The organism is Alteromonas australica (assembly GCF_000730385.1).
Taxonomy (GTDB): Bacteria; Pseudomonadota; Gammaproteobacteria; order Enterobacterales; family Alteromonadaceae; genus Alteromonas; species Alteromonas australica.
Window position 1 is genome coordinate 172795 of sequence record NZ_CP008849.1, and the last position, 14111, is coordinate 186905.

Consider the following 14111-nt stretch of genomic DNA (forward strand, 5'->3'; position numbering starts at 1 on the left):
AGGGTAAAGTTCACAGGCAATTACGAGTACACCACTATGAAAAGCATTGAACGAAATAAAAAGAATCGCATAGCTGCAGCAATCACCGCCGCATTAGTACCAATGGCATCGGCCATCGTTGCGCCAGGGGTAGCGGCACAAGAAGTGAATGACGCTGAAAAAGCTGTTGCTCTAGAAACCATAGAAGTCACGGCAACGCGACGGGCAGGGTCATTGCAAGAAGTCCCTATTAATATTTCTGCCGTTACAAACGACTTAATGGAGCAACAAGATTTAGAAGAACTCGAAGATATTGCACGTTGGGTACCTGGTTTAACGGTAAACGATCAAGGTGGACGTTCAGAATCGCCTATTATTGTTCGCGGCCTTAACACCAATTCATCTGGCCCAGGTTCAAATGGCGGCACAGTCGCAACCTACGTGGGCGAAATTCCGTTGTTCATGAATTTACGCTTACTTGATATCGACAGAGTAGAGGTTTTGATTGGGCCACAAGGTACCTTGTATGGTGCGGGAACACTTGGTGGCGCAATACGTTATATCCCTAAAAAAGTAGATTTAGACTTCGTTTCAGGATCGGTGAATGGTGACCTATATCAAACCAATGAAAGCGAGAGCATGGGGGGAGAGGCTGGATTTGTATTTAATGCGCCTATTATGGAAGGTACCCTTGGTTTTCGTGCTGCTTTTAACTATTCAGATGACCCAGGATTCATCGACTACGATTATTTAGTGCGTGAGTCTGGCACCTCATTGCCGGACCCAGATTTTACCGATCAAGCTGAAGTGGATGCGAACCTTTATAGCGTTGAAGATGGAAACACCTTCGAGCAAACAGCGGCAAAAGTACAGTTACGCTGGGTGCCCACAGATTGGCTAGATACTACACTTTCCTATTTCTACCAAAAAGATGATATTGGTGCTCGTTCTACCGTGCACTATCAGTCTTTGGGTGATGAAAACCCCATCGGAGATTTAGTGGGAAAATATGACGCCGCCTATCGTTTTCTTGAACCCATGGAGCGTGAAAACGAGTTGTTAAGTTTAGAAGTGGAAGCCGACTTAGGCTTCGCTACCTTGGTTTCTGCTACCGGTTCATCTAAGACCACCCGTGATTCTAATTCAGACGTTACCGATTTATTGATTCGTTTAAATTTTGGTTATGAAGAGTTCCCCGCATTTTCAGGGTTAACAACCAGCACCAGTGAAGACGAAAATTTAACTCAAGAACTTCGTTTAGTGAGTAATAGCGACGGCCCGTTAAGCTGGATAGTGGGCGCTTATTACAACAAGAACGACTACAACCGTAACTACAGGGAAGAAGTGGAGGGGTTTGATGAGTTCGCTATTGAAACCTGGGGCGCCACAGGGCCACTTCGTCCAGACAGTATTGAGTACATTTCTTATGGTATCGACCAAATAAAAGAACAAGCATTCTTTGGTGAGATTAGCTATGCGTTCAATGACAAACTGGATATTACCCTAGGCTTACGTCAATACAAATACGAAGTAGAAACCGAATCAGATACTGACCTACCTCTCTACTATACGGTTTTTACAGGCCGAGATCCCGACTCTATCCTTTTTGAGCCGAATACAGCGGAAGGCGATGATGATGGAAATTTATTTAAATTCAACGCCAGTTATGCATTTTCGTCAGACGTGATGGGATATGTCACTGTAAGTGAAGGGTTTAGAATTGGCGGTGTTAACGCCGTAGCAGCCTGTCCGCCTAATGTTGATGATATTACCAATCAGCTTATCTGTGCATTACCTGACGAGGCCATGTACGACGCAGATACCACAACAAACTATGAAGCTGGTATAAAAACATCATGGTTTAAAAGTCGCTTTACTTTCAACGTTGCAGCCTTCAACGTTGACTGGGAAGATCCTCAAGTGTCGGGTATAACCGAAAATGGTGCTGTGGGTATTCTCACCAATGCTAAAGGGGCAAATGCGAAAGGGGTGGAAATCAGTTCTCGCGCTACGTTAAGCGACGACCTTACGATGTATGCTGCCTATTCTTACGCAAAAACCGAGATGACCGACGATGCATTTGGAATATTCGGGAGTACAGGTGACACTGTGTACGAGGGAGATAGACTGCCAGGCTCTCCTGAGCACCAAATTTCAATTGGCCTGAATTACACCACTGAATTGTGGAACCGCCTGCTAGATCTTAGTTATGGCTTTACTGCACAAAGTGACGTGTACTCTACGTTAGGTTTGCGTAATTATGGTGAAGAATTACCGGGATATGGGTTGAGTAATATCAGCGCCAAGCTGTCTGATGAAGCGTGGAGCGTTACCTTTTATGTAAACAACCTGTTCGATAAATATGCCTTTACCTCTGCTTCACGGAATTGGGGTGATATTGAATACGGTAACCGAGGTAGTGACCTACAGCGAAGCTATGCACACTATATTTTAACGCCTCGTACAGTAGGTCTTAAATTTAGCTACCAGTTTGGAATGTAGTGATTGTGGAATGAAACAATACGGCTCAGCGTTTAGCTGAGCCCAAATAATAAATGTAAGGAAAGCAAAGTGATTACACGTTCTCGTATTCTTGGCGCAGTGTTAAGCGGTTTACTTATGTGTTCGCTAGGGGCATCTGTGTATGCGGAAGATACCGACACGCCCATGCCTGATAGCTTTAAAGAAAAAACCAAAGGCATATCCGAAGAAAAACTAGAAATCTTGGACTCGCCTCTCCCTACCATGTTGTTAGGTACCATGGAGCGTTTTTATAAGTCGATGGAAGGAAAGTCGGCTGAAGAAATTGAAGCGTACCTCGACGGAATGATTGAGGTGGCGGAAGCGGGAAAATTTAACCCGGAAACAGACATGGCGTCTATTCCGCTTAATACCGAAGCAAAAGGGTTTAACGGGTGGAAAGCGAAGCGCCCTAAAAGCCTCAACCCAGAAAGAGAGCCAGGTCCCATTCATTTAAGCCGTTATATGAGTAGTCGTTCTGGTGGCGTAAAAACCTTCGCCAACGCGCCCCTTGCCATTTATCCTGAAGACTTAATTGCCGGCAATGTGGATATCGCTATAGTGGGTGCCCCACTAGATATGGGTTCTTATTATCGTGGGCAAAAGTTCGGCCCTCAAGCCATGCGTAATGAGTATGGTGCAGGTGGGATTGATATGAGCACTATGGTGAACCCTAGCAAGGTACTGAGTATCGTGGATTATGGTGATATTGCTATTGATAACATGAGCACCGAACTTTCGGTACAGCATGTGCGCGAACGAGTCAGAGAAATTGCTGAAACTGGCACCATGCCTTTTATTGTGGGCGGCGATCACAGCTTAGAGTACCCGGACATTGCTGCGTTAGCGGATGTGCATGGTAAGGGAAGCTTTGGCGTGGTTCACTTCGATTCGCACTATGATGCGGGTAAAAACCAAGCGCACTGGTTAACGCACGGGCAACCGGTTTACCGAGCGGTAAAAGAAGGGCATGTAAAACCAGAAAACTTCATTCAAATTGGTTTGCGTGGGCCTTGGCCTGGTCCAGAAGGCTTCGAATGGATGCGTAATAACGGTATGCGTTATCACACCATGGCAGAAGTAGAGAAAAAAGGTTGGAAGCAGGTGATGGACACGGCGCTTAAAGAAGCCCGTGAAAATGTAGATAAACTCTATATCTCATTTGACGTGGATGTTATCGACCCTGCCTTTATACCGGGTACCGGTACGCCAGTACCTGGCGGCTTAACCATGCGTGAAGCCATTCCTATCGTGCGAGGCTTATGCGCACAAAACGATATTATTGGGTTTGAAATTGTAGAGCTCGACCCCTTGTTAGATCCAACCTATCGTTCAGCGCTTAATTCAAACTTTATTCTTCATGCGTGTTTAACCGGCGTGGCAATGCGAAAAGAAGGCATAGAAGACCCGTATTACCTTTCTGATTTAACCACAGAACATAGGCAACCAGAAGCCGGTGAAAAAGCACGGAAAGAAGGGCTTAGGGAGGAAGTCGACCCTAACTACGCCAAGCCGAAGAACTAGGTATAAAACAGTGAAAAGCCGGTTGCATCAATGACCGGCTTTTTTGCCAAAAAGAATAAGAAAGCAGGTGCAGTACATATGTTGAAGGTATTAATTCGTGATCCACTGGTGATGTTTTTAGGCTTAGGGGTCATTGTTTTTGGCCTTTATTACGGCCTTGAAAACGATGATAGTGATGCCGTTGAACTGAGTGAATCGAATAGAAACGTATTTGCTGAGCAATTTGAATTACTGACCGGTCGCCAAGCCACGCAAGCCGACTTAGCAAAAATTGAAGACGACTATATTCGCGAAGAAGTACTTTTTCGTGAAGCTATTGATGCAGGTATGCACCTGATTGACCCCGAAGTTCGCGAAAAACTGGTTCAGGAAATGCGTTACCAGATAACCGGCTATTTACCTGACCCAGACGAAGCTAAATTAGTGGCATATTATCTTAAGCATATAGACCGCTACTACGTAGAACCCACCTACAGCTTTCAGCATGTATTTTTTGAACAGCTTCCCGATAACAGTGAGGAAATTTTAGCAAAACTCACCCGTGGCGAGGAAGTGAAAGGGGATGAGTTCTGGCGTGGCAGATTAATGCCTGCCTATGGTGTAAGCATGATAAGAGGCATGTTCGGCAAAGCTTTTTTAGACACCATGGATAAGCATGCCTTTAGTGAATGGTATGGCCCTCAGGAATCACTTTTAGGGTGGCATTTTGTCAAGGTTACGCATTCAACGCCTCGATCGCCACTCACCTTTGACGAAGCAAAAATGCAGGTGACGAACGACTACGTGGTAGACCGGCTCGATAGTGCAGTGAAAGACTACATTGATGATTTAGGCGACAAATACCGCATTATTAAGCACGTTAAGGAGTAGCCACATGCTAAGAAATACAGCCATTTTTGTGTGCTTATTGTTTTGCGTGTTTCCGTTAAATGCGGATGTATTTTCGGCGGCAGAATTAAGATTATCCGATGGCGAAATGGAAAATACCTACCAATTTACCGCGCAGCTTCCTACCTCGCTTGCCAGCAGTAAAACCCTTCAGTTGCCCAGCTACTGCCAGGTAGAAACGGTAAATCAGCAACGGTTAGGCAGCAACACGATACTGAGTTATGAATTTGCCTGTACGGACGAACTCGGTGACGGCGCTGAAATTATTACGCCATGGTATTTAGACGGCGCCAATTTAAGAGTGAATACGCAATCGAGCAACTTTAGCCTTACCCTTAAGCGTTCATTGAATACCATGGTGGTGCCCATGGTACAGCCCGGCGCACTGACGTTATCGAAGGGGCAAACCATTAAACGGTATTTGTGGCAAGGTATGCTGCATATTTGGTTTGGATGGGACCACCTCGCTTTTGTGCTTTGCCTATGTTTATTGGCCCGTGGTTATAAACTATTGGGGCTAGTGAGTACATTTACGCTTGCCCACTCTCTTACCCTTGCTCTGTCTTATTTTGAACTTGTCACCCTTCCTATTGCGCCCGTTGAAGTATTAATTGCCTTGTCAATTTGCTTAATGGCGCGCGAAGCAATTCTATGCAATCGAAACGCAAGAAAGGTAGCAATGACAGCCAGTTTGGGCGTTGTCGCCCTATTCGGTTTAATCCACGGGTTGGGTTTTGCTAGTGCGTTAGGCGAGCTAGGGGTACCGCAAAATGAAATTACATTGGCACTCTTGTTTTTTAATATTGGGGTGGAAGTCGGCCAGGTGGTGTTTATTGGTGTTATCTACGCGGTTGGCGCGTTGTTCACCAAAACCCCGTACGCCGACCAGATGCGTTACAGCGTGTTAATGGGAGTAGGTACCCTGGGCATGTTTTGGGTTATTGAACGCATTAATGGTTTTGGTGGGGGGATTATTTAACCTGTCTTCAAGAGACGGTTAAAGCACCATTAATCAGCCTGATATAGAAAGGGAGAGATGGGGTATTTAACTGGGGGATATGACTTATTGTTTGGTATTTAAGCGACTTTTATAGTGGTACTACGTTCACTTTTAACGTCCTTAATAATGAAATTAAAAACTCTTCTACTCGCTACCAGTTGGGCAGCGTTATCTTCTTTCTCGGTGCAAGCGCTTCAAGAAACTGCCGAGAAAGAGGAGGTGCAATCACCTCCTTCGCTGCCCGGTGAGGTTCATTCAAAAATAGATTCCGCCACGCCAGGCCTTATGCCTGTTAAGCCATTAAAAGACGTACCCGAGGATATTCTTGCGTTACTTGATGCATTGCCCGAAGCCAAGCGAGAGTTTGTGCTTAGTGGAAAAGGCGCGAGCGTACTTAAACCCGACCTTATGTACGAGTTAATGCGAAAAGCCAGTACGCAGGAAGTTGAGCAATACGTTGACACTATGCTCACTGTGTATGACCAAGTGCAATATAAGCAAGGCCGAGACACTGACCAAATCACCCTAAATACCGATTCAGAAAACTACAATACGTGGCGAGTGAAGCGGCCAAAAGAGCTTGATCCCGAGCGGGAAGCCGGGCCTATTTCCCTAGGCCGCTATTTAGGTGGTGGCCGCTCTGGCATACCCACTTTTGCGCGCTCTCCAGTGGCTCTTTCTCCTGAGGATTTGGTTGCCGGTGAAGTGGATGTTGCCATTTTAGGTGCGCCTTTAGACATGGGGTCAGGCTGGCGAGATGCCATCCATGGCCCTCGTGCAATGCGTATGTTAGGAAGGGGAACCGGGGGCGCAGACGTGTCCACCATGATTGACCCAGGGAAAGTATTGAACATTGTGGATTATGGCGACGCAGCCATAGATCAACTTAGCACTGAGCGAAGTGTTCAAGAAGTACGAGATCGGGTGCGCGAAATAGCCGAGACCGGAGCGATACCCTTTATCATCGGCGGTGACCATTCGCTCGAATATCCCAATGTTGCGGCGATTGCCGACGTTTATGGAAAAGGCAAGGTGGGCGTTGTGCACTTTGACGCGCATTTGGACACAGGTCGCGGACGGGTGCATTTATTGGATCATGGCCAGCCTATTTACCGCCTCATGAAAGAAGCGCATGTGCGACCCGAGGACTATATTCAGGTGGGCTTACGGGCGCATTACAGCAAAAGTTACTACGAGTGGGAGCGTGAAATTGGTATGCACTACCACACCATGGCTGAAGTAGAACGGCGTGGATGGGATGCAGTTATGGAGCGAGTTTTACAAGAAGCCACTGAAAATACGGAATTTTTGTATGTGTCCTTCGATGTTGATGTACTCGACCCAGCATTTCAACCGGGCACCGGAACGCCAGTATCTGGCGGGTTAACCATGCGAGAAGCCATCCCCATTGTTCGACGATTGTGCGCCGAAACAAACCTGGTTGGGTTTGATATTGTGGAATTAGCCCCAGCGCTAGATACCACGTACGTGAGTACATTAAACGCCAATAGCCTGATGTTTGCGTGCTTAACCGGTGTCGCTATGCATAAAAAAGGCATTACCCAGAAAGGCTTTATTAGCGAATTATCTTCTGAGCACGGACAAACCGATTACTATGGAGATAAGAAATAATGAAACGCCTTCATATTGAAAGAAAATCAAATATATTGTGTGCGGCAGTAGGTGCAGCACTGATGCTATCCGGTTGTGCTTCTACCACCAAGGCTGAGCGCACACCCATGCCCGAAGTCGCGATATCAGCCAATACACAATTGTTGACTAAACAAGAGTTGGCCTTCATCAACGCCTCAGATGAACTGGTTTTGTATAACTTAACCCCTGAAAAGCTGGCGGTGAAGTTAGCGGAAAAGTCGCCTCAGGAAGCGAAACAGTTAGTACAAGCCTTGATGCAAACCAGTGCACAAAGACGCTATCAAGCAAACCATACTGCCTCCAAAGCTACGCCAGCGGAAGGTATTGAAGAGCCGCTAGCGTATTTGGCAGACAGCGATATTATTCCTCTTAACCCTGAGGCGGGCGGGTATAACAGACAACGTGTATTGCAACCTGCATTGTTCGACCGCTATAAGCGCGAGCCTGGCCCTTTCAGTTTAAAGCGTTATCTTAATGAAGAAGGTGGCATTCCTACCTTTGCGAATGCGCCTGTGGCAATACGAAAAGCCGATTTAGTTGCCGGCGCTGTGGATGTGGCATTTGTCGGTGTGCCGCTGGCTTTAGGATCAGGATGGCGAGACGATAAACACGCGCCAACCCTCTTACGTGGAATGTACGGGTTAAGTGGGTACAGCGTCGAAGGTGGCATTGACCCAACCTTGGTAATGCAAGTGGCCGATTATGGCAATATTGCCGTGGATAATATGAGTCCAGAGCTGAATATTGAACACATTACTCAGCAACTTACCGACATGCTGGAGGCGGGCACAATCCCCTTTATTGTGGGCGGTGATCATTCCATTATGTTTTCAAGCGTGAGCGCGGTGGCCGGGCATTTTTCAGATACCCCAGTGTCTGTATTGCATCTAGATGCCCATTATCGCGGAGAGCGTGATAAAGACCACTTTTACTCTGATGAGCAAAGTGTTGCCAACTTATTAGCAGCCAGCGTCATCGAGGGTGAAAACCTGATTCAAGTAGGGCTTAGAGGCGCGTCTCAAAATAAAAGCGCCTTGATGTGGCTACGAGAAAACAGTGTGAAGTATCACACCATGGCGCAAGTTGAACGGGATTCATGGGCGGTAGTCATGGAGCAAGCATTGACGGAGCTTAGTGCTAGCGCAGGAAAGACGTTTGTGTCTTTCGACATGAGTGTGGTTGACCCAGCGTTTGTGAGTGGTTCTGGGCAGCCAGTGGCAGGAGGGATTTCAGTCCGTCAAGCCATGACCTTGGTTCGCCGAGCGTGTGCAGAAACTGAGGTGGCGGGTTTTGAAATGCTTGGTGTGGCACCGTTTTTGGATTTGAGCTACAACACGGCACTGAGCGCCAACCAAATCATGCATGCTTGTCTGACGGGCATTGCTATGCGTAAATCTGGTATGGACAACGCCAACTACATCGACCCAATGGCCCTTAGCCATCAGTAGCGATTGCCGCTAATAAAGCAAAAAAAAGACCGGCTTCTTCAGCCGGTCTTTTTTATTACGGGCGGTTAAAGATGGCGCATTAGGCTGTCGAGCTTCTCAACCACCTTCACAAACTGAATTTGAGATGAAAGTTGCTTGAGCTCCTTTTGGGTCTCAGGGGGAATGCCATAGTGCTCTGAGATATCTTCGAGTTTGGCAGTAAAGCCCGACAGATAACCAATTTCCGCAAGCGACTTAAGGGCTTGATATTGATTACGCCCTACGGGAGGCTTATTCCCTTCGTTTTCGCCCGCTGGCTCAAGGGGGCTATCATCGTTTTGATTTATCCAGCAAATATTCAGCCAGTGGCCCAATTTATCAATGAGATTTGCAATAGCAAAAGGTTTGGTAAGGTAGTCGTTGTGATTTTGTCGGGCATTATCTTCTCGATCTAATTCCCGCACATTGGCAGACACAATGATAATGGGTAGCTTAAACCCTTCTTGCCTAACCAACTCAGCGGCTTTCCAGCCGCTTATTTCAGGCATTTTTAAGTCGAGGAACATGAGGTCGATAGCGTGGCGTTTTAACTTGTCTAAGCCTTCTTTAGCAGAACTGGCGGTAATTACAGTAAATCCAAGAGGGGTGAGAATGTCGCTCAATAACTGCCGCTGGCTGGCTTCATCATCTACGGTTAACAGCGTTTTAGATTCACCTTCATAGCCCACCACCTGTTTGTCTTCATCTACAGGCTCTCTGTGAATATGAGTCAATCTGGGTAACATTAAGCTTAGGCTAAACCTACTGCCTTTGCCGAGTTCGCTCACTAAACTAATATCACCGCCCATTAGCTCCGCCAGCGCGCGAGAGATAGTGAGGCCTAAACCCGTACCAGAAACCGCTGTGTTACTGTCAGATACGCGCTCGAATGGATGGAACACGGTTTCTTGATCCTGGGTGCTGATGCCCGGTCCGGTGTCTTCAACAATAAATTGGCCCACTTCATTACGGTATCGCACGGTAAATGTCACGCTGCCGTGTTCAGTAAATTTAAGGGCGTTAGAAATTAAGTTGATTAAAATTTGCCGTAGACGCTGTTTGTCACCAGACACATATTGGGGCAAGTGCTGGGGAAAGTCAGCGGTAAATATTAACCCTTTGGAGAGGGCTTGTTGCTGAAACATATCAACAAGCTGTTCTAATAAGGGGCGCAATTGAATATCTTCACGGTGAACTGATAATCGGCCCGCCTCAATTTTAGACACCTCTAACACCCCTTCAATTAAATCGCTTAGGTATTCTCCATTGCGTTTCATGGTTTGCAAAGGTTCTTTCGCGTGCTTGGGGATTTTGCTATCACTGGAAAGTAACTGCGCGTAACCCAGAAGCACGTTCAGCGGCGTTCGAAGTTCGTGACTCAAGCCAGCCAAATATCGACTTTTTGCTTTATTGGCCGACTCCGCCTCTTCTTTTGCTAATTGATACGCCCGAGAGGTTTTTTCATGAGCACTGACTTCAGTCGCCAGGGCTTTCGTTTGTTCACGAAGCTCTACTAAGGCTGAACGATTACTTAGCCTTGCAAGGGTGAATAGCCAACTCACTACACCAATAATAATCAGCAAAAAGAAAAATATCTTAAGTAGGGTGGCTGCAAAGACGTCTTTAAGCGCTTCGGTGGCCATAGGAATTTGCCAGTAAATGAGCAGCAATATGGTGGCGGAAATACCCGTGAGTAAAAGGGTTAGCCATAAACATTGTGCAATAGGGGTAGTCAGTACGCGCAACGTTTTTAAACTAAAATAGCGGTTAAACAGTGCAAAGGCTTGTGCTGATAAGGTGGCGTCTTCCCTGCATTGGTCACCACAACGCACGTCTAAGCTACAGCACAAAGAGCAAATAGGCTGATTATAGGCCGGGCAAAAACTCATGTCTTCGTTATCAAATGTATTTTCACACAAGCAGCATTGGTGCTCAGCGCCACTAAGATCACTGGTGGCATTGGGGACCAGATAGTATTTCCCTTTAGTTGCCCACCCCATTGCAGGTACCACAATAAAGGGCAAGAAAAACGCTAAATAGGAACCAAAGGCGACACCAAGATCGCCAAATGCACCCATATGCGCAGTAAAGCCTACAACCGAAGAGACAAACATCGACACAGTGCCAACCGGATTAATGTCGTACAGTTTAGAACGTTTGAATTCGATGATGGGCGGGCTTAGCTTAAGCGGCTTATTAATGAGTAGGTCAGCCGATACAGAACTTAACCATGACAGTACCAGCACTGAATAAATCTGAAGCATGCTTTCGATGGTTTGATAAATACCCAATTCCATCAATAAAATAGCAATAAGGATATTGAAGATCATCCACACTACTCTGCCTGGGTGGTTGTGGGTAATACGGCTAAAAAAGTTAGACCACGCCAGCGACCCTGCATAAGCATTCGCTACATTAATTTTTAGCTGTGAAATAATCACAAATACAGTGGCAATGACAATGGTCAGTGTGGTGTTGTTAAAGAGAAACCCAAAAGCCACTTGGTACATATGTGCAGGGTCGCTCGCTAGCTCGCGAGACACTCCTTGTTTCAGGGCTAAGTACGCTAGAAACGACCCTAAAAATAATTTACCCGCTCCAAAAATTATCCATCCTGGCCCGGCCATTATCATGGCAATCCACCATTTTAAGGGGCTTGATGCCGTGGGCTTAGGGGGCAGAAACCTTAGAAAATCAACTTGTTCACCAATTTGCGCCACCAAGGAAAGCAAAACCGCTGACGCTGAACCAAATAAGAGTATGTTAAAACCACCACCCATTTCACCGGCATCGCCGGTAAACTCTGTCCATTCCCTTAAACTTGAGTCGGGGTGGTTGAACACGTACAACAGGGGCATTAGCTGTAACACAATCCAAACTGGCTGTGTCCACACTTGGAAGCGACTAATGTAAGTAATGCCGTGGGTGACCAAGGGCATGACAATAAGTGCACTAATGGCATACCCAATATATAGAGGGATACCTAGCAGTAGCTCAAGGGCCATGCTCATGATGGCCGCTTCAAGGGCAAAGAAAATAAAGGTAAAGGAGGCATAAATAAGTGAGGCGACCGTAGAGCCTATATAACCAAAGCCTGCCCCCCTACTTAAAAGATCAATGTCGACGCCATACCGAGCCGCATAAAAACTGATAGGCGTACCACTGATAAAAATAACCACCACCAACGCAAGAATGGCCCAGGCTGAATTTACAAACCCATAATTTAATGTAATGGCGCCACCGATTGCCTCCAATACCATGAAAGACACGATACCAAGTGCGGTATGTGCAATACGTGAATAAGACCACTTTCGGGCGCGCATGGCGGTAAAGCGAAGGGCGAAATCTTCCATCATTTCATTCGCGACCAGCTTATTGTAAGAGCGGCGGCTGGAAGAGACTTTTGAGTTGTCTGCCATGAGGTGGTGATGATCCTACTGGGAATGGGGTTAAACGATAAGTACGCTGAAAGCGCAAACGACTTTTTTTCCTATAGTGTCAGCATACCTTTAACTCGCCAATACCTGTATAGGAATAAGACGAGCCTAAACTACGTAATTTAACTCATTTTTTTATTTTGCTTATAGAAATACTATACAAACAATCGTCACAGCATGGTGTCACTGGCATACCGTTGTGTAACCCCATTATGGAAAACGGCCAATTAGCTCGCGTTAACGTGAACCTTTTTAATCAGGTTGATAGGAGCTAATCACCACTCTAGAGGATGTTTGATGAAGTTACGTAAATTAATAGTCGCTAGCTCGATTATCGCAGGGTCGCTGATTTCAAGTTTATCAATAGCCGAGGAAGATACGATTAAGGTTGGGGTATTGCACTCACTTACCGGCACCATGGCCATCAGTGAAACCACCTTAAAAGACACCGTATTAATGATGGTGGAAGAGCAAAACAAGCAAGGTGGTTTGCTTGGAAAGAAACTAGAAGCCGTGGTGGTGGACCCCGCCTCAAACTGGCCGTTATTTGCTGAAAAAGCACGTGAATTAATTGTGCAAGAGAAGGTAGACGTTATCTTCGGTGGCTGGACGTCGGTTTCGCGTAAATCTGTGTTACCCGTGGTGGAAGAGCTAAACGGATTGCTGTTTTACCCAGTACAGTACGAAGGTGAAGAGTCGTCTAAAAATGTATTTTACACAGGTGCTGCGCCCAATCAACAAGCCATTCCTGCTGTAGATTACCTCATGAATGACATTGGCGCTGAACGATGGGTATTGCTAGGCACCGATTATGTGTACCCCCGTACGACCAATAAAATTCTCGAAGCTTACTTAAAGGCCAATGGGGTGAGTGATGAAGACATCATGATTCAATACACACCCTTCGGTCACTCAGATTGGCAAAACATTGTGTCTGATGTGAAGAAGTTTGGTTCCAGTGGCAAGAAAACCGCTGTGGTTTCAACCATCAATGGTGATGCAAATGTACCTTTTTACAAAGAGTTAGGTAACCAAGGTATATCAGCGGAAGACATTCCTGTGGTGGCCTTCTCGGTGGGAGAAGAGGAGCTGTCAGGGTTTGATACTGCGCCACTTGTGGGGCATTTGGCCGCGTGGAATTATTTCCAAAGTATTTATACCGACGCCAACAACGCGTTTATTGATAAGTGGAAGGCCTTTATTGGTGACGAAAACCGGGTAACAAACGACCCAATGGAAGCCACTTATATCGGCTTTACTATGTGGGCTGCCGCCGTGGAACAAACGGGAAGCACTGATGTTAACACAGTGTCAGACGCGTTAATTGGTATGGCGGTACCAAATTTAACTGGCGGAATCGCGGTAATGAATCCTAATCATCACTTGTCGAAGCCGGTGTTTATTGGCGAAATTCAAGATGACGGTCAAGTAGAAGTGGTGTGGGAGACTCCAGGGACAGTGCGAGGTGACGCATGGTCTGATTTCCTGCCAAGTTCTAAAAATTTGATGTCTGACTGGACGGCACCCATGCTATGCGGCAGTTACGATGTTGAAGCTGGTACCTGTACTGGCAGTAAGTAGTGTGTAGTGGGCGGTATTGCCGTCCACCCCAGTGAGTGGCGCTGTTTTCGAATTCGTTGCAGC

At 46.4% G+C, this 14111-nt stretch carries 8 protein-coding genes; 7 read left to right on the forward strand and 1 reads right to left on the reverse strand.

Translation table 11 applies throughout. The features are described from left to right. The first annotated feature begins 36 nt into the window (after positions 1-36). From EP13_RS00745 to EP13_RS00770, 6 genes are all read left to right on the forward strand, one after another. The gene (locus EP13_RS00745; RefSeq protein ID WP_044055518.1) at positions 37-2481 is read left to right on the forward strand and encodes a TonB-dependent receptor; all 2445 of its coding nucleotides are present in this window, start codon (positions 37-39) and stop codon (positions 2479-2481) included. A gap of 69 nt (positions 2482-2550) precedes the next feature. Next, positions 2551-4023, forward strand: coding sequence for an agmatinase family protein (locus EP13_RS00750; protein ID WP_196897942.1), 1473 nt, complete (start codon positions 2551-2553; stop codon positions 4021-4023). 78 nt (positions 4024-4101) lie between these two features. Then, positions 4102-4893, forward strand: coding sequence for a peptidyl-prolyl cis-trans isomerase (locus tag EP13_RS00755; RefSeq protein WP_044058638.1), 792 nt, complete (start codon positions 4102-4104; stop codon positions 4891-4893). 4 nt (positions 4894-4897) lie between these two features. Continuing rightward, a complete protein-coding gene (locus EP13_RS00760; protein WP_052364226.1) occupies positions 4898-5890 on the forward strand; it encodes a HupE/UreJ family protein in 993 nt (330 codons plus the stop codon). Positions 5891-6037: 147 nt separating this feature from the next. Beyond that, positions 6038-7543: an agmatinase family protein gene (locus EP13_RS00765; RefSeq protein ID WP_156026709.1), complete on the forward strand. Its 1506-nt coding sequence runs from the start codon at positions 6038-6040 to the stop codon at positions 7541-7543. Beyond that, positions 7543-9012 carry an agmatinase family protein gene (locus EP13_RS00770; protein WP_052364227.1) on the forward strand — a complete coding sequence of 490 codons (1470 nt, stop codon included), beginning with the start codon at positions 7543-7545 and terminating at the stop codon, positions 9010-9012. Before EP13_RS00765 ends, EP13_RS00770 begins: the two co-directional genes overlap by 1 nt. Positions 9013-9077: 65 nt before the next feature. On the opposite strand, the gene EP13_RS00775 is transcribed toward EP13_RS00770, so the two are convergent. After that, complete coding sequence (locus EP13_RS00775; protein WP_044055519.1) at positions 9078-12449, reverse strand: hybrid sensor histidine kinase/response regulator; 3372 nt, start codon at positions 12447-12449, stop codon at positions 9078-9080. Between the two features lie 315 nt (positions 12450-12764). Here EP13_RS00775 and urtA point away from each other — a divergent pair, with 315 nt between their 5' ends. Beyond that, entirely contained in the window at positions 12765-14048 is a 1284-nt protein-coding gene (gene urtA / locus EP13_RS00780) for an urea ABC transporter substrate-binding protein (protein ID WP_044055520.1), read from the forward strand. Positions 14049-14111: the final 63 nt, after the last annotated feature.